The sequence below is a fragment of the Streptococcus pyogenes genome (assembly GCF_002055535.1).
GTDB lineage: Bacteria > Bacillota > Bacilli > Lactobacillales > Streptococcaceae > Streptococcus > Streptococcus pyogenes.
This window is the reverse complement of sequence record NZ_LN831034.1, coordinates 490389-510905: the sequence shown is the minus strand read 5'-3', so window position 1 is coordinate 510905 and position 20517 is coordinate 490389. Positions and strand designations below refer to the sequence as shown.

Annotated in this window: 17 protein-coding genes; 11 read left to right on the top strand and 6 right to left on the bottom strand. The window is 39.6% G+C overall.

All coding sequences use genetic code 11. The features are described from left to right. Window positions 1–17: 17 nt before the first annotated feature. Window positions 18–812: a gluconate 5-dehydrogenase gene (locus B6D67_RS02755; protein ID WP_010922042.1), complete on the bottom strand. Its 795-nt coding sequence runs from the start codon at window positions 810–812 to the stop codon at window positions 18–20. 336 nt (window positions 813–1148) lie between these two features. Between B6D67_RS02755 and B6D67_RS02750 the strand changes: the two genes are divergently transcribed. The 7 genes from B6D67_RS02750 to B6D67_RS02720 all read left to right on the top strand — a co-directional run bounded on the left by B6D67_RS02750 (window position 1149) and on the right by B6D67_RS02720 (window position 7971). Next, the gene (locus tag B6D67_RS02750; RefSeq protein ID WP_010922041.1) at window positions 1149–1586 is read left to right on the top strand and encodes a PTS sugar transporter subunit IIA; all 438 of its coding nucleotides are present in this window, start codon (window positions 1149–1151) and stop codon (window positions 1584–1586) included. Then, window positions 1586–2785: a glycoside hydrolase family 88 protein gene (locus tag B6D67_RS02745; protein WP_010922040.1), complete on the top strand. Its 1200-nt coding sequence runs from the start codon at window positions 1586–1588 to the stop codon at window positions 2783–2785. The genes B6D67_RS02750 and B6D67_RS02745 overlap by 1 nt, the downstream gene beginning before the upstream one ends. Before the next feature lie 35 nt (window positions 2786–2820). Beyond that, a complete protein-coding gene (locus tag B6D67_RS02740) occupies window positions 2821–3309 on the top strand; it encodes a PTS sugar transporter subunit IIB (RefSeq protein WP_010922039.1) in 489 nt (162 codons plus the stop codon). Between the two features lie 18 nt (window positions 3310–3327). Continuing rightward, a complete protein-coding gene (locus B6D67_RS02735; protein ID WP_010922038.1) occupies window positions 3328–4110 on the top strand; it encodes a PTS mannose/fructose/sorbose/N-acetylgalactosamine transporter subunit IIC in 783 nt (260 codons plus the stop codon). Continuing rightward, window positions 4097–4918, top strand: coding sequence for a PTS system mannose/fructose/sorbose family transporter subunit IID (locus tag B6D67_RS02730; protein ID WP_011285454.1), 822 nt, complete (start codon window positions 4097–4099; stop codon window positions 4916–4918). Before B6D67_RS02735 ends, B6D67_RS02730 begins: the two co-directional genes overlap by 14 nt. A gap of 86 nt (window positions 4919–5004) precedes the next feature. After that, on the top strand, window positions 5005–6912 hold the full coding sequence (locus B6D67_RS02725; protein ID WP_010922036.1) for a heparinase II/III domain-containing protein: 1908 nt from the start codon (window positions 5005–5007) through the stop codon (window positions 6910–6912). A gap of 63 nt (window positions 6913–6975) precedes the next feature. Continuing rightward, window positions 6976–7971: a LacI family DNA-binding transcriptional regulator gene (locus tag B6D67_RS02720; protein WP_010922035.1), complete on the top strand. Its 996-nt coding sequence runs from the start codon at window positions 6976–6978 to the stop codon at window positions 7969–7971. 83 nt (window positions 7972–8054) lie between these two features. Here the strand turns inward: B6D67_RS02720 and B6D67_RS02715 are convergent, their stop codons facing one another. Both B6D67_RS02715 and B6D67_RS02710 read right to left on the bottom strand, forming a co-directional pair. After that, window positions 8055–10736 (bottom strand): cation-translocating P-type ATPase, encoded by a 2682-nt coding sequence (locus B6D67_RS02715; protein WP_010922034.1) that lies wholly within the window; start codon window positions 10734–10736, stop codon window positions 8055–8057. A 230-nt stretch (window positions 10737–10966) separates the two neighbouring features. After that, window positions 10967–11353, bottom strand: coding sequence for a YwiB family protein (locus B6D67_RS02710; RefSeq protein WP_002985505.1), 387 nt, complete (start codon window positions 11351–11353; stop codon window positions 10967–10969). 81 nt (window positions 11354–11434) lie between these two features. On the opposite strand from B6D67_RS02710, the gene B6D67_RS02705 reads away from it, so the two are divergent. The 4 genes from B6D67_RS02705 (at window position 11435) to B6D67_RS02685 (ending at window position 16449) form a co-directional block, all read left to right on the top strand. Next, the gene (locus tag B6D67_RS02705; protein ID WP_002985509.1) at window positions 11435–12736 is read left to right on the top strand and encodes an HD domain-containing protein; all 1302 of its coding nucleotides are present in this window, start codon (window positions 11435–11437) and stop codon (window positions 12734–12736) included. 455 nt (window positions 12737–13191) lie between these two features. Continuing rightward, entirely contained in the window at window positions 13192–14001 is an 810-nt protein-coding gene (gene yidA / locus B6D67_RS02695; protein ID WP_002985513.1) for a sugar-phosphatase, read from the top strand. After that, window positions 14001–15227 carry an aminoacyltransferase gene (locus B6D67_RS02690; RefSeq protein ID WP_010922033.1) on the top strand — a complete coding sequence of 409 codons (1227 nt, stop codon included), beginning with the start codon at window positions 14001–14003 and terminating at the stop codon, window positions 15225–15227. Before yidA ends, B6D67_RS02690 begins: the two co-directional genes overlap by 1 nt. Next, entirely contained in the window at window positions 15214–16449 is a 1236-nt protein-coding gene (locus B6D67_RS02685) for an aminoacyltransferase (RefSeq protein WP_010922032.1), read from the top strand. Before B6D67_RS02690 ends, B6D67_RS02685 begins: the two co-directional genes overlap by 14 nt. A gap of 98 nt (window positions 16450–16547) precedes the next feature. Here B6D67_RS02685 and tpiA read toward each other — a convergent pair whose 3' ends face one another. The 3 genes from tpiA to ftsW form a co-directional block, all read right to left on the bottom strand. Continuing rightward, window positions 16548–17306, bottom strand: coding sequence for a triose-phosphate isomerase (gene tpiA / locus B6D67_RS02680; protein WP_002990539.1), 759 nt, complete (start codon window positions 17304–17306; stop codon window positions 16548–16550). A gap of 240 nt (window positions 17307–17546) precedes the next feature. Then, entirely contained in the window at window positions 17547–18743 is a 1197-nt protein-coding gene (gene tuf, locus B6D67_RS02675) for an elongation factor Tu (RefSeq protein ID WP_010922031.1), read from the bottom strand. Between the two features lie 353 nt (window positions 18744–19096). Next, window positions 19097–20371, bottom strand: coding sequence for a cell division peptidoglycan polymerase FtsW (ftsW, locus tag B6D67_RS02670; protein ID WP_002990545.1), 1275 nt, complete (start codon window positions 20369–20371; stop codon window positions 19097–19099). Window positions 20372–20517 lie beyond the last annotated feature (146 nt).

Sequence of the window (20517 nt, the reverse complement as noted above, 5' to 3'; positions counted from 1 at the left end):
CTCTTTCTAGTGTGTGATTAAGGTTGTTTTCCAATATAAGCTAAAATGCCACCGTCGACATAAAGAATATGGCCGTTGACAAAATTACTGGCATCGCTAGCTAGAAAAACAGCTGGACCAGCTAAGTCTTCTGTTGTCCCCCAACGTGCTGCTGGTGTTTTAGCAATGATAAATTGATCAAAAGGATGACGACTACCATCTGCTTGTCGCTCTCTCAACGGAGCTGTTTGGGGCGTCGCAATGTAGCCAGGACCAATCCCATTACATTGAATGTTGGCTTCTCCAAACTCAGAGGCTATATTTTTGGTTAACATTTTCAAGCCACCTTTAGCCGCCGCGTAGGCACTAACTGTTTCACGCCCCAATTCGCTCATCATAGAACAGATATTTATAATTTTACCATGTCCCTTTGCAATCATTGATGGTAATACAGCTTTTGACACAATAAAAGGAGCATTTAAATCAATATCAATAACTTGACGAAAATCTTCTGCGGCCATTTCAAGCATCGGCGTACGCCTAATAATACCTGCATTGTTGACCAAAATATCAATAGCACCTACTTCATCTTCAATTTGACTAACCATCTGTTGGATACCAGCTTCATCAGTCACGTCACAAACATAGCCATGCGCTTCTATCCCTAACTCTCGATAGGCAGCCAACCCCTTATCAACTAACTCTTGTTTGATGTCATTAAACACAATAGTTGCACCCGCTTGAGCATAGGCTTTGGCAATTTCAAAACCAATACCGTAAGATGCTCCGGTAATCAAGGCAATCTTACCTTGTAACGAAAACATATTTTCCATAGGATTCTCCTTTTTGTTATTAAATTAAGTAAACCTGTTTACCAAGACTATAACAAAGTAAACTAGTTTTGTCAATCATTTTAATGAAAACGGTTCAAAATTTAAAAGAGTGCTCTTATCCAAACTGCCATTCTTGTTTAGTCTTCTCCTATACTTAATAGCCATTAAGACTTTTCTACATTAAATAGTGACAAAAAAAGACCATTTTTGATTCTTTTTTAGCACAACCGTTCACTTTTTCTTTTTCAAAAATCTTTTTAAAAAAGTATTGACAAAGAATTTTGAAAGCGCTACAATATTTTTTGAGTAAACCGGTAAACCGAAGGAGATTTATTTATGATTGCTATTATCGTTATGGGACATGGACATTTTGCGAGTGGTATTGTTTCAGCCTTAGAATTGATCGCAGGCAAACAAGAAAAGGTAACTGCAATTGATTTTACTACTGAGATGACCGCCGCTGATGTGCAGGACCAATTATCTCGTGCTTTAATCCCAGAAGAGGAAACCTTAGTTCTTTGTGACCTTCTAGGAGGTACCCCTTTTAAAGTCGCTGCAACCTTAATGGAATCTCTTCCAAACACGACGTGTAATGTTCTTTCTGGCCTTAACTTAGCCATGCTGATTGAAGCTAGTTTTGCAAGACAAACAGCAGCTTCTTTTGACGACTTAGTATCAGGACTTATAACATGTTCTAAAGAAGGCATTGTTGACTGGAAAACTCTTTCTCAGCAAGAAGACGGTGCGACAGACGATGAGTTAGGAGGCATTTAATGGCACGACCTTTAAAAACCATTGCTCTTGAACCTATCAAGCAGCCTGAACGATTTACCAAAGAAGATTTCCTAAGCCAAGAAGACATTACTCAGGCCCTTGACTTAGCCCTCAAACAAGTTCGGCTTAATATGGACTATTTTAAAGAAGACTTTCCAACGCCAGCTACCAAAGATAACCAATATGCCATTATGGATAATACAGAATGGACCAATGCCTTTTGGACAGGTTGCCTTTGGTTAGCTTACGAATACAGTGGGGATGATGCTATTAAAGCTCTGGCTCAAGCAAATGACCTTTCTTTCCTAGATCGAGTAACAAGAGACATTGAGCTAGATCACCATGATTTGGGCTTTCTTTACACCCCTTCTTGCATGGCTGAGTGGAAACTTTTAAAAACACCTGAGTCTAGAGAAGCTGCTTTGAAAGCAGCCGACAAATTAGTCCAACGCTATCAAGACAAAGGCGGCTTTATTCAGGCCTGGGGAGAACTGGGTAAAAAAGAAGATTACCGTTTAATCATTGATTGTCTCCTAAACATCCAATTACTCTTTTTTGCTAGCCAAGAAACTGGAGACAACCGTTACCGTGACATGGCGATCAATCATTTCTACGCCTCAGCCAATCATGTCATCCGAGATGACGCCTCTGCTTACCACACCTTCTACTTTGATCCAGAAACAGGTGATCCTGTTAAAGGGGTCACCCGACAAGGTTATAGCGATGATTCTGCTTGGGCCAGAGGGCAAGCTTGGGGCATTTATGGTATTCCTTTGACCTATCGTTTCCTAAAAGAACCTGAACTCATTCAACTCTTCAAGGGCATGACCCATTATTTCTTGAACCGTCTTCCTAAAGACCAGGTGTCCTACTGGGATTTAATTTTTGGAGATGGTAGCGAGCAGTCTCGTGATAGTTCAGCAACCGCCATTGCTGTGTGTGGTATTCATGAAATGTTAAAAACCTTACCAGATCATGATCCTGATAAAAAAACATATGAAGCTGCCATGCACAGCATGCTAAGAGCCTTGATTAAGGATTATGCTAACAAAGATCTCAAGCCTGGTGCTCCTCTACTGCTTCACGGAGTCTATTCTTGGCACTCTGGAAAAGGGGTTGACGAGGGAAATATCTGGGGAGACTATTACTATCTTGAAGCTCTGCTTCGTTTCTACAAAGACTGGAACCCTTACTGGTAACAAACACCGATACCTACATTTAAAAAGGAGATTTTATGACACAACCAAACATTATCATGACGCGAGTTGATGAGCGTTTGATTCACGGACAGGGGCAATTATGGGTCAAATTCCTCAACTGCAACACCGTTATCGTCGCTAACGATGCGGTTTCTGAAGATAAGATTCAACAATCCCTCATGAAAACAGTTATTCCATCCAGTATTGCCATTCGTTTTTTCTCCATTCAAAAAGTGATTGACATCATTCATAAAGCAAGTCCTGCTCAAAGTATCTTCATCGTGGTCAAAGATTTGCAAGATGCCAAACTCCTAGTTGAAGGGGGTGTTCCCATCACAGAAATCAATATCGGTAATATTCATAAAACTGATGATAAGGTTGCGATTACCCAGTTTATTTCGCTGGGAGAAACAGACAAGTCTGCTATTCGTTGCTTAGCCCATGACCACCACGTGGTTTTTAACACCAAAACAACTCCAGCTGGCAATAGCGCCTCTGACGTTGACATCTTAGATTATATTTAATGAATAAAGGAGATTGATATGGATATCAATTTGTTACAGGCACTTTTAATTGGTCTTTGGACAGCCTTTTGTTTCAGCGGAATGTTACTTGGCATCTACACCAACCGTTGTATTATTCTGTCTTTTGGTGTAGGGATTATCTTAGGTGACTTGCCAACTGCACTTAGCATGGGAGCTATCTCCGAATTAGCTTATATGGGATTTGGAGTGGGTGCCGGTGGTACCGTTCCTCCTAATCCTATCGGCCCTGGTATCTTTGGTACCTTGATGGCTATTACCAGTGCTGGTAAAGTCACCCCAGAAGCGGCACTAGCCTTATCAACACCAATCGCAGTTGCCATCCAATTCCTTCAAACATTCGCCTATACAGCTTTTGCTGGCGCTCCCGAAACCGCTAAAAAACAATTGCAAAAAGGCAATATTAGAGGCTTCAAATTCGCTGCCAACGGCACTATCTGGGCTTTCGCTTTTATCGGATTAGGCCTTGGTTTATTAGGTGCCTTGTCAATGGATACTCTCCTTCACTTGGTTGATTATATCCCACCTGTCTTGCTCAATGGATTGACTGTCGCTGGTAAAATGTTACCTGCTATCGGATTTGCCATGATCTTATCTGTTATGGCCAAGAAAGAATTGATTCCTTTTGTACTAATTGGTTATGTTTGTGCAGCCTACCTCCAAATTCCAACCATTGGTATCGCCATTATTGGTATCATTTTCGCCTTGAATGAATTTTACAACAAACCTAAACAAGTCGATGCAACAACTGTCCAAGGAGGCCAACAAGATGACTGGATCTAATAAATTAACCAAGAAAGATTACCTCAAAACAGCTCTGAGAGCTTTCTTCCTACAAAATGGGTTTAATTACAATAATTACCAAGGTATCGGATACGCCAATGTCATCTATCCTGCCTTGAAAAAACATTTTGGCAGTGATAAAAAGGGCTTATATCAAGCTTTAGAAGATAACTGTGAGTTTTACAATACTAATCCTCACTTCCTTCCTTTCATCACCAGTCTGCACTTGGTCATGTTAGAAAATAATCGCCCTGAAGAAGAAACCCGAAACATCAAAATGGCACTTATGGGGCCTTTAGCTGGTATCGGTGACTCCTTATCACAATTTTGCTTGGCGCCACTCTTTTCAACGATTGCAGCTTCCTTAGCTAGTGATGGTCTGGTTTTGGGACCAATCCTCTTCTTCCTAGCCATGAATATTATCCTAACCGCTATTAAAATTGGTTCTGGACTCTATGGCTACAAGGTCGGCACAAGCTTTATTGATAAATTAAGTGAACAAATGGCGGTTGTGTCGCGCATGGCAAATATTGTCGGCGTTACCGTTATCGCTGGACTAGCAGCTACTTCTGTTAAAATTACTGTTCCCATTACTTTTGCCGCTGGCAAGGTGGATGCGGCCAATACAGCACAAAAATTTGTGACTATTCAAGGAATGCTTGATAAGATTGCCCCTGCACTTTTACCAGCTCTCTTTACCTTACTCATGTATTACCTTATTAAAAACAAAAAATGGACAACCTACAAATTGGTCATTTTAACTGTTATCATTGGTGTTATTGGCAGTTGGTTGGGTATTTTAGCTTAATGGTTCATAGAGACCTGTTATGAGCATAGGGAAATAGTTCCTAAGCACATGATGAGGTCTCTTTTCTTTTGGAAAGGAAATGTCCTATGTTTTTTGCCTTCGCACGCTTTAAAGAAACAGTCAATCCAGACTTTTGCAGGAATTACCTGCTAGACTATCAGACTGACAGCTATGCTGATCAAAAAAGAATAGCTGACCTACTCTTAACCAATACCTTTTTATTTGAAGATAATTGGGATATGGAGCCCTGCCACATCCCTTACCACTTAGATCCCATTACTTGGCAAGAGGCTGTCATAGATGATCCTGAGTGGAACTTTATGTTAAATCGACAGACCTATCTCCAAAAATTAATCCTCGTCTACCTTGTTGAAAGAGATGAACGGTATCTCTTAACAGCTAAAGGTTTCATCCTCAATTGGATTGAATCAGCTATTCCTTTAGACCCTAAGGGGTTAGCTACTAGAACCTTAGATACTGGCATCCGTTGTTTTGCTTGGGTCAAATGTTTGATTTACCTTAATCTTTTTAACGCCTTAACCAAGCAAGAGGAAAGCCTCATCCTAGCTTCCCTGGAAAAACAACTTCAATTTCTCCATGCCAACTACCTTGATAAATACAGCCTCAGCAATTGGGGAATCTTGCAAACCACTGCGATTTTATTAGCTGATGCCTACTTTGGTTCTGACCTTGATATTGCTGCAGCAACAGCTTTCGCTAGAAAAGAATTGACGCAACAAATCGCACTACAAATTCTCGAAGACGGCAGTCAATTTGAACAATCAACCATGTATCATGTGGAAGTACTCAAAGCCCTTCTGGAATTAACTGCTCTAGTCCCTGATTATCTTCCACAGCTTAGACCTACTTTGCTTGCCATGAGTGATTATCTCCTCAAAATGACTGGTCCAGATCATAAACAAATCCCTCTTGGTGATAGCGATGTTACAGATACCAGAGATATTCTAACGCTTGCAGCCACTATCCTTGAAGAACCACACTTAAAAGCTGCTGCTTTTCCCACACTTGATATCGATAGTCTTCTCCTTCTAGGAGAAAAAGGTGTCCACACTTTTGAACAGTTACCCGTCCAAACCTTACCAACTTTTGCGCATCACTTTGAACATTCCGGGCACATTACCATCAATCAAGAAAATTATTATCTTTTTTTCAAAAATGGGCCCATCGGTAGTTCCCATACCCATAGCGACCAAAATAGTCTCTGTCTCTATTATAAAGGACAACCACTTTTCTGTGATGCTGGGCGATACACTTACAAAGAAGAACCATTACGCTATGCCCTAAAAAGCGCTAGCCATCATTCTACCGCCTTCTTAGAAGAACAATTACCTGAGCAGATTGATAGCTCCTGGGCTTACCTTTCTTACCCCAAATCCAATTATTGTCACCTTCGACAAAATGGACACGTTTACTTTATTGAAGGTAGCTACCAGACGCAATTCTCTGATAGGAACAACTACCAACATGACCGACAAATTCTCATCTTACCACCAGGAATTTTTCTTATCATTGATACGATACAGGCTCAAGGCAACCACTGTCTTGTCAGTCAATTTATTCTTGATAATCACTTAGACGTAAAGACAGATCACCTTAGTGACCTCAGACTAATCAGTGACTGCCCTTTCACTATCGAAGAAACGATTTTGTCAAAAAAATACAACCAATACCTGACTAGTCACAAACTCATCAAACGAAAACCCTTTAAAGACAAGGGTTGCACCAGTACCCTATTAGTCCCTGACGATACCAAAGTTACTCCCTTAACACCACTTCAAACAGGCAAACGCAACCCAATTGAGACTGCCCTTTCCTGGCATTTAAAAGGAAAGCAGTTTGACTACAGTATCTGTGTTCTCCAAGAGGATTTAATTAAAGGAGAAAAACTAGTTCTCCTAAATAGTCATAAAATCAGAGGAAAGGTGGTTGTTATCAACCATATCACGAATGAGATTATTCGATTGAAACACTAAATCTTTTACGAGTCCTTATGTTATAATATGACTAACCATTACTATTTTAAAGGAGTGTATGCAATGCAGCGCAAAGTAACCATCAAAGATATTGCTGAATTAGCGAAAACTTCAAAAACAACAGTTTCTTTCTACTTAAATGGCAGGTTTGACAAGATGTCTGAAGAAACTAAAAACCGCATCAGCGAGAGTATCAAAGCTACTAATTATAAACCGAGCATTGCTGCTAGAAGTCTCAATGCAAAATCAACTAAACTCATTGGTGTTGTTATAGGTGACATCACAAACAGTTTTTCAAACCAAATTGTCAAAGGAATTGAAAGCAAAGCCCAGGAATTTGGTTACCAAATTATCATCGGAAACAGCAACTACGACCCTTCTCGCGAAGATGAACTCATTGAAAAGATGCTCAATCTTGGTGTTGATGGTTTTATTATTCAACCAACTTCTAACTTTAGAAAATATTCACGTATTATCGATATTAAAAAAAAGAAGGTTGTCTTTTTTGATAGCCAACTTTACGAACATCGCACAAACTGGGTCAAAACTAATAATTATGATGCTGTTTATGATACCATTCAACAATGTATCGATAAAGGTTATGAACATTTTATCATGATCACGGGTAACCCCAATTTACTTAGCACTCGTATTGAACGCGCTTCAGGCTTCATTGATGTGTTAGAAGCTAATCATCTTACTCATCAAGAAATGATTATTGATGAAAATCAGACTTCTTCAGAGGCAATTGCTCAGTTTTTGCAAGGATCACTGACTAAAAAGAGTTTGGTTTTTGTCCCCAATTGTTGGGCTCTTCCAAAAGTATTTACAGCTATGAAGTCTCTTAAATTTAATATACCAGAGATTGGACTAGTAGGATTTGATAACATTGAGTGGACAAAATTTTCTTCACCAACACTAACAACTATTATCCAACCCGCCTATGAAGAAGGCGAACAGGCTACTAAGATTTTAATCGATGATATTGAAGGTCACAGTCAAGAAGCCAAACAACAAATTTTTGACTGTCAAGTCAATTGGCAAGAATCAACTTTTTAATGTCAGGCATACCAATAGTCCTTATCATTGTAACGATTATAAAAAAAGGTTTGAGACAATTGTCTCAAACCTTTTAGCGTCTATTAAATTGCTTTTTCATCTTGACCAAGTGATCGTTGAACAGCTTTCACCAATTCAACAAGAACAACCATCAAGAGACTTCCGATAATAACCACTAACCATTGTGTGATCGTCAAGTGTGTCACATGAAAGAATTGATTAAATCCAGGAACAACAACTGTTGCCATTAATGCTACAAAGGCCACTGGAATAGAATAGTTGAACAATTTGTTTTTGAACAATCCAACAGTAAAGATGGATTGGTAAACAGATTTCACGTTGTAGGCATGTACCAACTGAATCAAACCGAGGGTCACATAAGCCATGGTCAAAGCATCTGCATGGACATCATGATAGCTTGTGTGTTCTGGGAACATCAAGGCAAAACCATAAACCCCAAGCACCAAAATGGTTTGGAAGGCACCTTGGTAAAGAATGGCTTCCTTCACCCCACCATCAAAGAAGCTTGACTTACGTCCACGAGGTTTGTGTTTCATCACACCAGGCTCAGCAGGTTCAACACCAAGAGCAATAGCTGGTAGGGTATCAGTTACCAAGTTAATCCAAAGCAAGTGAACTGGTTGAAGCACATCCCAACCAAACAAGGTTGCAAGGAAGATGGTAAAGACTTCTGCCATGTTAGCAGAAAGTAAGTATTGAATTGTTTTTTGAATGTTTGAGAAGACCTTACGTCCTTCTTCAACCGCAACGATAATGGTTGCAAAGTTATCATCGGCAAGAACCATGTCAGAAGCTCCCTTAGAAACCTCTGTACCTGTAATTCCCATACCAATACCAATATCTGCCGTTTTAAGAGATGGTGCATCGTTAACCCCATCGCCAGTCATGGCAACAACTTTGCCTTCATTTTGCCAAGCCTTAACGATACGAACTTTATGCTCAGGAGATACACGGGCATACACGGAGTATTGTTTAAAGACTTTTTGGAACTCTTCATCTGATAATTCGTTGAGTTCAGCACCTGTAAAGACATGATCAACGCCATCTTCTTCGATAATACCAAGACGTTTCGCAATAGCTTTTGCTGTATCTTGGTGGTCACCAGTAATCATGATTGGACGAATGCCAGCTTCCTTAGCTACTTTAACAGCCTGTGCTGCTTCAGGACGTTCAGGGTCAATCATCCCTACCAAACCAGAGAAGACAAGATTAGCCTCAACAATTTCTGTTTCCAGTGTTGGAAGGGCATCAGAATATTTGTAAGCCATCATCAAGACACGAAGAGCTTGTTTGGCAAGACTCTTATTGGTATCAAGAATGGTTTTTTTATCAGCATCCGTAATAGGACGAATTTGTCCATTTTCTTCAATCTGTGTGACACGTTTCAATAACTGATCTGGTGCACCTTTAACAGCGATGAAATATTTGCCATCAGCTTGTTTATGAATGGTTGACATCAACTTACGGTCAGAATCAAATGGCAGTTCTGCCACACGAGGTTCTGCCACCATAGCCTCACGTACGTCAAAATTGTGGTCTAACCCAAACTCTACCAAAGCTGTTTCTGTTGGGTCACCAATTAACTTCCCTGAAGGATCAACTTTAGTATCATTAGCAAAGTTCATTACACGAAGTGTCGTATTGTCAAAAGCAATATCAGCTGATGAACTTTGGAGTGTCCCGTTGGTATAAACTTTTTCAACGGTCATTTGATTCATTGTCAAGGTACCCGTTTTATCAGAAGCAATGATTTCAGTTGATCCTAGCGTTTCAACAGCTGGTAATTTACGGATAATGGCGTTACGTTTAGCAAGTACTTGAGTTCCAAGAGAAAGCACAACAGTAACAATCGCAGGAAGTCCCTCTGGAATAGCTGCAACAGCAAGCGCTACTGAAGTCATCAAGCCTTCAAGCGGGTGTTGACCACGCAAGAAGACTCCAACAGCAAAAGTCACCGCTGCAATCACAAGGATCGCATAAGTCAAAATCTTAGAAAGGTTGTCAAGGTTTTGCTTCAATGGTGTATCTGTCTCATCAGCATTAGCAAGCATACCAGCAATATGCCCAACCTCGGTGTACATGCCAGTGTTAGTGATAACCCCAATCCCACGACCATATGTCACATTTGAGTTTTGATATCCCATATTGACGCGATCACCAATACCGGCATCTTCTGAAACAGCCGTTGACAAGTCTTTTTCAACCGGTACAGATTCTCCAGTAAGCGCTGCTTCTTCGATTTTTAAGGAGTTAGCTTCCAAAAGACGCAGATCAGCAGGGACAACATCTCCCGCTTCTAGCAAGACAATATCTCCAGGGACCAATTCTTTAGAGTCTATCTCAGTCACATGCCCATCGCGGCGAATACGAGCCAGTGGACTTGACATTGATTTCAAGGCTTCAATAGCAGCTTCAGCTTGTCCTTCTTGGTAAACACCAAAAGCAGCATTTAGGATAACAACAGCCAAGATAATAATGGCGTCTGTCAAACCTTCCATCCCCTCTGTAAGAACTGAAAGAAGGGCTGCCACAATCAAAATAATAATCATCAAATCCTTAAATTGATCAAGGAATTTCATAAATAAACTTCGTTTTTCGCCTTCATCAAGCTCATTACGACCATACTCTGCTAAGCGCTCTTTTGCTTGGGCAGACGTAAGACCTTCGCGACTGGTCTCTAATTGAGCCAGTACGGTCTCTTCACTTTGCGTGTAAAATGCTTCATGTCTTTGTTCTTTAGACAAATTAGTACCTCCTTGGTCTTTTTATTTTAGTTGTTCAAATAAAAAGACCTGTTTATTTTTCTTAAACAAGTCTCGCTGTTTAAGATTGTACCGGAAACCGAAATTCCGTATTGACGATACAATCACGGCTAGCCGTCTGCTACTCCCTTGATATAATAACCATTATAGTAAAAACCTGACTAAAAAACAAGAATAATCCCTAATCAGATGATTTACTGCTATCTTTTTAGTTAATCCCAACTCAGCTCAAGATGATAGCTTGCAAATAGCATTTCTGTTTGAGCTTGAAGCAAATGATAATGAAGGTCCAATTTTTGACAAGAACAATCTAAGTGGTAATGACTGGTATCTGTCAAAAATTGTTGAACCCCCATCGGCGTAGGTAGAGCAATCAGGACCTTCTTGCCCGCAAAAAATTTCATGATTGACTGAGGGTTGGAAAAACGGCTCATGGTCAGTTCTGTCTCATTGTACTTGATGACAACCTTTTCCTTGTCAGTGTTTTGATAGATGAGGTACTGATAGCCCCCTTTTTCTCGCCACTCACAATCATGAATTTCTTGAATAATCTCTGTCTCATCTCCAAAGCGAATATGGTTGGTTAACTGTAATTTCATAACTCTTCTTTCTATTCTAAGCTCGTCTGTTTATTCTATCAATTTCTCCTTATTTTATCAATTTTTGATATAATAAAAATTATGAATGAAAAAGTATTTCGTGACCCTGTTCACAACTATATCCACATTGATAATCCATTAATTTATGACCTTATCAATACCAAAGAATTCCAACGCTTACGACGCATCAAACAAGTCCCTACAACAGCTTTCACCTTCCACGGCGCAGAACATAGCCGTTTTTCTCACTGCCTAGGTGTTTACGAAATTGCCCGTCGGGTGACAGCTATTTTTGAAGAGAAATACGCTGATATCTGGAATAAAGATGAAAGTCTGGTCACTATGACGGCTGCCCTCTTACATGACATTGGTCATGGAGCCTATTCTCATACCTTTGAGGTTCTTTTTCATACGGATCACGAGGCCTTTACTCAGGAGATAATTACCAATCCTGAGACAGAAATCAATGCCATTTTGGTGCGTCATGCTCCTGATTTTCCAGACAAAGTTGCCAGCGTGATTAATCATACTTATCCTAACAAGCAAGTTGTGCAACTGATTTCCAGCCAGATTGACTGCGACCGTATGGATTACCTTTTAAGAGATTCTTATTTTTCTGCTGCCAATTACGGTCAGTTTGATTTAATGCGCATCCTACGTGTGATTCGACCTGTTGAAGATGGCATTGTCTTTGAACATAGTGGTATGCATGCTGTCGAGGACTATATTGTCAGTCGTTTTCAAATGTACATGCAGGTCTATTTTCATCCCGCCAGCCGTGCTGTTGAGCTCATCTTACAAAATCTCCTCAAAAGAGCCCAACACTTATATCCTGAGCAACAGGCTTATTTCCAAAAAACAGCTCCTGGACTCATCCCCTTCTTTGAAAAGAAGGCTAATTTAGCAGATTATATAGCCCTAGATGACGGAGTCATGAATACTTACTTCCAAGTCTGGATGGCAAGCGAAGACCATATCTTATCAGATTTGGCCAGTCGCTTTATTAATCGAAAAATTCTGAAGTCTGTTACCTTTGACCAAGATTCCCAAGGAGAGTTAGAACGCTTGCGCCAATTGGTCGAATCAGTTGGCTTTGATCCAGATTATTACACCGGTATCCATATCAACTTCGACCTGCCTTATGATATTTATCGACCAGAGCTCGAAAATCCAAGAACTCAGATTGAAATGATGCAAAAAGACGGGAGCCTTGCTGAATTATCTCAGTTATCTCCTATTGTCAAAGCATTAACAGGGACAACCTACGGAGACCGTCGCTTTTATTTTCCAAAGGAAATGTTAGAGCTCGATGACCTCTTTGCTCCTAGCAAGGAAACTTTTATGAGTTATATTTCCAATGGGCATTTTCACTTTAGTCAGTAAAGCCCTTTAAGATTGCAGAAAAAGTCTTTTTTGATACTTTTCTTAGGTGATGCTTATGGCAGCGACTTCCTTTGGAATTCTATGCTTTATTTTTGAGCCTAGGGTCTCAAAAATTCCGCGTAACGTCACTGCCAGTATTGACACCACTTTTGCCACAGCAAAAAGCAGCTGTTTTGGCTCACGTCACACGCAGAAATAAGAAATCAGTTGTCAAATCAGCAGAGCAGTTCATGCTTTTTGAGCATCAAACTGGGTTTGTCTCCATTCTAAGATTGAAGAAAGAGTACTTTCTTCAATCTTTTTAGTTACTACAGAGGCGATTGAGCTAAACTAAAACGTTTTCTCTCGTTTTTCCTTAAGTTTCCTTTCCCATCCCATGACAAAAGCACCTATTTTTAGTAAGATAGGAGGGAGAACATTTTTAAGATAAACCACAAAAAAACAAGGAGGATGCCATGTCTATCAAACTGGTTGCTGTCGATATTGATGGCACATTACTCACTGATGACCGTCGAATTACAGATGATGTTTTTCAAGCTGTCCAAGAGGCTAAAGCCCAAGGGGTTCATGTGGTGATTGCTACTGGCAGACCTATTGCCGGAGTGATTTCATTACTCGAACAATTAGAACTCAACCACAAAGGAAACCACGTTATCACTTTTAATGGTGGCTTGGTGCAAGATGCCGAGACCGGCGAAGAAATTGTTAAAGAATTGATGACTTACGACGATTATCTGGAAACGGAATTTTTGAGCCGAAAATTAGGAGTTCACATGCATGCCATTACCAAAGAAGGTATTTACACTGCCAATCGGAATATTGGAAAATACACAGTTCATGAATCGACTTTGGTAAACATGCCTATTTTCTATCGCACTCCCGAAGAAATGACCAATAAAGAAATCATCAAAATGATGATGATTGATGAACCTGACCTTTTGGACGCGGCCATCAAGCAAATTCCTCAACATTTCTTTGATAAGTACACCATCGTCAAGTCAACCCCTTTTTATTTAGAGTTCATGCCAAAAACCGTCAGCAAGGGTAATGCCATCAAACACTTAGCTAAAAAACTCGGGCTAGATATGTCACAAACCATGGCCATCGGGGATGCTGAAAATGATCGTGCTATGTTAGAAGTCGTTGCCAACCCTGTTGTCATGGAAAATGGGGTTCCTGAATTGAAAAAAATAGCCAAATACATCACCAAATCCAACAATGACAGTGGTGTGGCACATGCTATTCGCAAGTGGGTATTAAACTAATGTATACATATAAAATCGGAATATCTCCTGAAGAACATGATCAGTTTGTCTTAGCACAGCCACAAGCTGGCTTACTTCAAAGTTCAAAGTGGGGAAAAGTCAAAGATAACTGGAAACACGAACGCATCAGCTTTTATGAAAATGGGGTACAAGTTGCTGCTGCTGCTTGTTTAATCAGAAAACTTCCTCTTGGTTTCACTATGATTTATATCCCACGTGGGCCAATCATGGACTACGCCAATTTTGAACTCCTTGATTTCGTCATTAAAACGCTCAAAACTTTCGGAAAAAGCAAACGAGCGCTTTTTATCAAAATTGATCCAAGTTTAGTCATCAAACAAACTTTAGAAGGAAAAGAGAGCAAAGAAAATGATGTGACACTCTCTATTATTGCTTTTCTAAAAAAACTCGGTGTCGAATGGTCTGGCAGAACAAAAGAACTCGAAGACACTATTCAACCAAGAATACAAGCCAACATCTACGCCAAGGATTTTGACTTTGACAGCCTGCCCAAAAAAGCCAAGCAATCCATTCGTACCGCTACCAATAAAGGTGTTAATGTCACGATTGGTGGCAGTGAATTGCTAGACGACTTTTCAGCCTTGATGAAAAAAACCGAGAATCGAAAAGGCATTATCCTTCGAGGCAAATCCTATTATCAAAAATTACTAGGTATTTATGCTGGTCAGTCCTACATTACTATGGCTAGTTTAGACTTACCTGAACAAAAAAAACTCTTGATCCAACAGTTGGACAAGGCCTTAGCAGAACAAGCACGATTAACAGATAAGAGTAAACCTAGCAAAGTAGCAGAAAATCAAAAAACCATTGCACGGCTACAAAAAGATTTAACCATTTTAAGCGAGCAGCTCGCTACAGGCCAAACCCGCATCCCATTAGCCGCCACCCTAACCTTGATTTATGGCGAGACTTCTGAAAATCTTTATGCGGGAATGGACGATGATTATCGCAATTATCAAGCTCCTCTTTTAACCTGGTATGAAACGGCTAAAGAAGCTTTTAAAAGAGGCTGCCGCTGGCATAATTTAGGAGGTGTGGAAAATCAACAAGATGGTGGACTCTATCATTTCAAAGCTAGACTCAACCCCACTATCGAAGAATTTGCAGGTGAATTCAACATTCCTGTCGGCCTTGTTTCAAGCTTAGCCATCTTAACCTATAACTTAAGAAAAAAATTAAGGAGCACAACTAATGGCACTAATTGAAATTTCACAAGAACAATTTGACCATTACTGCCACAGTCTCGTCCATCATTCCTTTATCCAAACCTCAGAAATGGCCAGCTTGATGGCTAAAAGAGGGGCAAAACCACAATTTCTTGGACTTGAAAAAGATGGTGAACTAAAGGTTGCTGCTATGGTCTTTAGCCAAAAAGTGGCTGGAGGTTGGCGTATGGAACTCAATGCAGGCCCTAATACCAATCATCCCGAAGAATTAGAACATTTTTACACTCAACTTAAAGACTATGCCAAACAAAAAGACGTTATCGAACTCATTTTAAAACCTTACGACAATTATCAGTCATTTGATACTGATGGCATCCCTATTTCTCGTCCAAACACTGACCTTATTAGCCTTTTAACGGCGTTAGGATATAAACATGACGGTTTAAAAACAGGCTATCCTGAGGGTGAACCTGTTTGGCATTACGTTAAAAAGTTAGAAGGAATTGATTCCTCACGTTTAACCCGTTCCTTCAGCAAAAAAGGAAAAGCTTTAATAAAAAAAGCTAATACTTTTGGTATTAAATTACGTCAACTGAAACGAGATGAGTTACACCATTTCAAAGAAATTACTGAAGCAACCTCTGATCGTAGAGATTACCTTGACAAATCATTATCTTACTATCAGGACTTTTATGATAGTTTTGGAGACTCTTGTGAATTTATGGTTGCGACTCTTAATTTTGAAGATTACCTTAATAACCTTAAACAAAGACAACTACAACTAGCAACCAGCATCAACAAAGTTAAAGGAGACCTTGGCAAAAATCCTCATTCTGAAAAAAAGCAAAATAGATTAAAAGAACTATCCAGCCAGTTCGAAACCTTTCAGGTAAGAATTTCTGAAGCTCTCCATTTTCTTGAAGAGTATGGAACTAAAGATGTGTTCCTTGCGGGAAGTCTTTTTATCTATACCGAACAAGAGGCCGTCTACCTCTTTTCAGGATCTTACCCCAAATTTAATAAATTTTATAGCCCAGCTCTATTACAAGAGCATGCTATGCTCAAGGCAATTCACAAGGGCATCAAACAATATAATTTTCTTGGTATTACTGGAAAGTTTGATGGTTCAGACGGTGTCTTGCGCTTTAAACAGAATTTCAATGGCTTTATTTTGCAAAAACCAGGGACATTTAGATGTTATCCATTTCCAATCAAATATCATTTCATTAGATTGGCAAAAAAGCTATTAAACCGCTATTAGGCTAATGCATTTGCCTGTAGAATCACCTTTATTCTCTTATAGTAAGAGTTAAGTCATCTAAAAAAGAAAAGGATTTAACCTTTTCTTTTTTAGATGACTTAGTTAAGGAAATCAAGCAAAGCAAGGAAGCTATCAGCTTCAAGTGATGCACCACCTACAAGGGCACCGTCAACATCTGGACAAGCCATGTAATCTTTAACGTTTTCAGGTTTTACAGAACCACCGTATTGAACGCGAACTTTATCAGCAACTTCTTGCCCAAAGTCTGCTGCTACCACATCACGAACAGCTTTACACATGTTTTGAGCATCATCTTGAGTAGCTGATTTACCAGTACCGATAGCCCAGATTGGCTCATAAGCTAAAACAAGTGAAGCTACTTGCTCTGCTGAAAGACCTGCAAGTGCTGCTGAAACTTGTGCACCTACAAACTCAACGGCTTTACCAGCTTCATAAGTTTCAAGAGACTCACCACAACAAACAATTGGAGTTAAACCGTTAGCAAAGATTGCTTTGGCTTTTTTATTAATGTCTTCATCTGTTTCATGGAAGTAATCACGGCGTTCTGAGTGACCAATCACAACATAGTCAGCTCCCATTTCAGCAAGCACTTTTGGTGATGTTTCACCAGTGAATGCCCCTGTGTTTTCAAAGTAGCAGTTTTGTGCAGCAACTTTAAGAACTGAATCTTTAGCAGCTTCAATAGTGGTTACCAAATCAACAGCTGGGGCTGCTACGGCAACATCAACAAGGTCAGTTGAAGGTAATTTGCTTGCTACAGCCTCAACGAATGCTTTTGCTTCTTGAGGGTTTTTGTTCATTTTCCAGTTACCAGCAATAATTGGTTTACGTGACATATCACATACCTCTTCTTTTTTTATTTATATCTTCTATTTTAGCACAAATGACCGACGATTAAAAGGAATTGCTTATATTTTAGGAATATTTTCACAAATAAAAACCCTTTTTCTGAAAGCTTTTCATTCTTATTTATCAGCATTTTATGGAGTTTAAGATAGCAAAAAGCCCCCGAATTGGGGGCTTCTTCAAACTTAAGTTGTCTGACTTAAATTGCTATTCTGGGAACTTAATTAAAATTAAGCTTCGATTTCTGAAACGATACCTGAACCAACAGTACGTCCACCTTCACGGATTGAGAAAGTAGTACCTTGTTCTACGGCGATTGGGTGGATCAACTCAACGTTGATTGTCACGTTATCACCAGGCATAACCATTTCTGTACCTGCTGGAAGTTCGATTGAACCTGTTACGTCAGTTGTACGGAAGTAGAATTGTGGACGGTAGTTGTTGAAGAATGGAGTGTGACGTCCACCTTCGTCTTTAGAAAGGATATATACTTCACCTTTGAATTTAGTGTGTGGGTTGATTGAACTTGGTTTAGCAATAACTTGACCACGTTCGATTTCGTCACGTTGAACACCACGAAGAAGGATACCTACGTTGTCTCCTGCAAGACCTTCGTCAAGTTGTTTACGGAACATTTCAACACCAGTAACAACAGCTTTTTTAGTTTCTTCTTTGATACCAACGATTTCGATTTCGTCGTTGACACGAACAGTACCACGGTCGATACGTCCTGAAGCAACTGTACCACGACCTGTAATTGAGAATACGTCTTCGACTGGAAGAAGCAATGGTTTGTCAGTGTCGCGTTCTGGTTCTGGAATGTATGAATCAACAGTATCCATCAATTCCATGATGATGTCTTCAAATTTAGTGTCGCCTTCAAGAGCTTTAAGAGCTGAACCTTGGATAACTGGAAGGTCATCACCTGGGAAATCGTATTCTGAAAGAAGGTCACGAATTTCCATCTCAACTAATTCAAGCAACTCTTCGTCATCAACAAGGTCAACTTTGTTCATGAACACGATAAGGTGTTTAACACCAACCTGACGTGAAAGAAGGATGTGCTCACGAGTTTGTGGCATTGGTCCATCAGTTGAAGCAACTACAAGGATAGCTCCGTCCATTTGAGCGGCACCAGTGATCATGTTTTTAACGTAGTCCGCGTGTCCTGGAGCGTCGATGTGCGCATAGTGACGAGTTGCAGTTTCGTACTCAACGTGTGCAGTGTTGATAGTGATTCCGCGTTCGCGTTCTTCTGGAGCAGCATCGATAGAAGCGTAATCTTTTGGTTGGTTAACTGATGAAGGCAAGCGACGTGCCAATACAGTTGTGATTGCAGCTGTTAAAGTAGTTTTACCATGGTCAACGTGTCCGATTGTACCAATGTTAACGTGGGGTTTACTACGATCGTATTTTTCTTTTGCCATTTTAGGAAAAGCCTCCAATAAAATATATTTTATAGATAGACGGTAGGCCATACAGTCTAACTTTACCTTACTATTGTAGCAAATTACAATGAAAATGCAAGTATTTTATGTTTTTTGCCATTTCTTTATTTTTTAAATAGATGAAAAAGTCTTTTTTGATACTCTCCTTAGGTGGTGCTTATAGCAGCGACTTCCTTTGGAATTCCACGCTTTATTTTTGCCACAGCAAAAAGCAGCTGTTTGGGCTCATGTCACACGCAAAAATAAGAAATCAGCAGAGCAGTTCAAGTTTTTTGAGCATCAAACTGGGATTGTCTATATTCTAAAATCTCCTTAAAGGAGATTTTAGAATATTATTGAAATTGCTTGATATTTACAACTTTACTATTTTCTTTTCGAGTGTCCTTTCGATAAGATAATTCAGCTTCTTTAAATATATCATCTCGCTTTTCGCTAGCATCAATATTTAGTACAAAACCCACTGCAACAGATAAGACAAGTAAGCTATTTCCACCTTGAGACAAAAAAGGGAAGGTAACACCAGTAGATGGAATTAAGCCTGAGATACCACCAATATTAACAAAGACTTGCATGAGCATCATACCGCCTACTCCTAAAGCCATCATGGCATTAAAAGGATTTTTTGCTTTAATACCAACATTCATAATACGTAAAATTAAGAAGAAAACAAGTGCCAAAATAAACCCTGCTCCTATTAGACCTAACTCTTCAATGACAACTGAAAAGACAAAGTCTGTCTGTGCTTCGGGCAAATAGCCACGCTTTTCAATGGAATTTCCTAACCCTTGGCCAAACCACCCACCATTACTCATAGCATAGTAAGAATTGGCTAATTGGTGACCTGAATCGGTCAAGTCATGAAAAGGATTAAAAAAGGCACTAAAACGTTTAGCGACATAGCCAAAAACAGGAATCTTAGCAACTCTTTCTACCCCAATAACGGCAATAGTCCCAAGAAAGACCGTGGATAGACCGGTAATCATGACTAGGATAGCCGAAAACCATCGGTAACCAATGCCACTGATAGAAAACATAATAATGGCTGTCAATACAATAATGGAAGCATTTCCCAAGTCAGGCTGAGCAGCAACCAAAAGTACCATCAACAAAGAATAAACACGCCAGTCCCGTAAATCGTTCCATTGTGTTGGCCACCATTTTCGACGAGTTAGTGCTTGATAATCATAAAGGCTAATGTTTTTTTGGATCTTAGCAAAGGTCAATGCCAAATACCATACCATAATGATCTTTAAATACTCAGCAGGCTGAAAGCTGACTGGTCCGATCACAATCCAACCATGCGCTCCTTTGATAGCAGTTGTAAAGAAGCGGGCAATGATTAAAAGAAAGGCCTCTCCTAACATAACCACAGTTAATACCCTTGTATTCGTTAAAAAATTTAATTTTAATTTATAGATAAATGTAATAGCCACTAGACTTATTATCCAAAAAACTCCCTGGTTAATCACCGATTTAAATGGATTAGCATGTGCTTGAATCAAGCTGACACTTGTGGTTGAGTAAACCATTATTAAGCCTATCACCGATAAAATTAAATAAGGCAATAATATAGAATAATTTAAGAGGTGCCTTTTATCAATCTTCATAGTTTTCCCTCTACTTCTTGAGATAATCATTTAGCATTATAACATCTTTCTATATCAAACAAAAGAAAAAGTCAAGAATCCTCAAAAAAAGAAGCTCCAAGGGCTAACCTTTAAAATTCTGATTAGTCACTTGAAAACTTCTATAA

Coding starts and splice junctions, on each gene's coding strand:
- B6D67_RS02755 (WP_010922042.1), bottom strand. CDS start 812: ATGGAAAATATGTTTTCGTTACAAGGTAAGATTGCCTTGATTACCGGA.
- B6D67_RS02750 (WP_010922041.1), top strand. CDS start 1,149: ATGATTGCTATTATCGTTATGGGACATGGACATTTTGCGAGTGGTATT.
- B6D67_RS02745 (WP_010922040.1), top strand. CDS start 1,586: ATGGCACGACCTTTAAAAACCATTGCTCTTGAACCTATCAAGCAGCCT.
- B6D67_RS02740 (WP_010922039.1), top strand. CDS start 2,821: ATGACACAACCAAACATTATCATGACGCGAGTTGATGAGCGTTTGATT.
- B6D67_RS02735 (WP_010922038.1), top strand. CDS start 3,328: ATGGATATCAATTTGTTACAGGCACTTTTAATTGGTCTTTGGACAGCC.
- B6D67_RS02730 (WP_011285454.1), top strand. CDS start 4,097: ATGACTGGATCTAATAAATTAACCAAGAAAGATTACCTCAAAACAGCT.
- B6D67_RS02725 (WP_010922036.1), top strand. CDS start 5,005: ATGTTTTTTGCCTTCGCACGCTTTAAAGAAACAGTCAATCCAGACTTT.
- B6D67_RS02720 (WP_010922035.1), top strand. CDS start 6,976: ATGCAGCGCAAAGTAACCATCAAAGATATTGCTGAATTAGCGAAAACT.
- B6D67_RS02710 (WP_002985505.1), bottom strand. CDS start 11,353: ATGAAATTACAGTTAACCAACCATATTCGCTTTGGAGATGAGACAGAG.
- B6D67_RS02705 (WP_002985509.1), top strand. CDS start 11,435: ATGAATGAAAAAGTATTTCGTGACCCTGTTCACAACTATATCCACATT.
- yidA (WP_002985513.1), top strand. CDS start 13,192: ATGTCTATCAAACTGGTTGCTGTCGATATTGATGGCACATTACTCACT.
- B6D67_RS02690 (WP_010922033.1), top strand. CDS start 14,001: ATGTATACATATAAAATCGGAATATCTCCTGAAGAACATGATCAGTTT.
- B6D67_RS02685 (WP_010922032.1), top strand. CDS start 15,214: ATGGCACTAATTGAAATTTCACAAGAACAATTTGACCATTACTGCCAC.
- tpiA (WP_002990539.1), bottom strand. CDS start 17,306: ATGTCACGTAAACCAATTATTGCTGGTAACTGGAAAATGAACAAAAAC.
- tuf (WP_010922031.1), bottom strand. CDS start 18,743: ATGGCAAAAGAAAAATACGATCGTAGTAAACCCCACGTTAACATTGGT.
- ftsW (WP_002990545.1), bottom strand. CDS start 20,371: ATGAAGATTGATAAAAGGCACCTCTTAAATTATTCTATATTATTGCCT.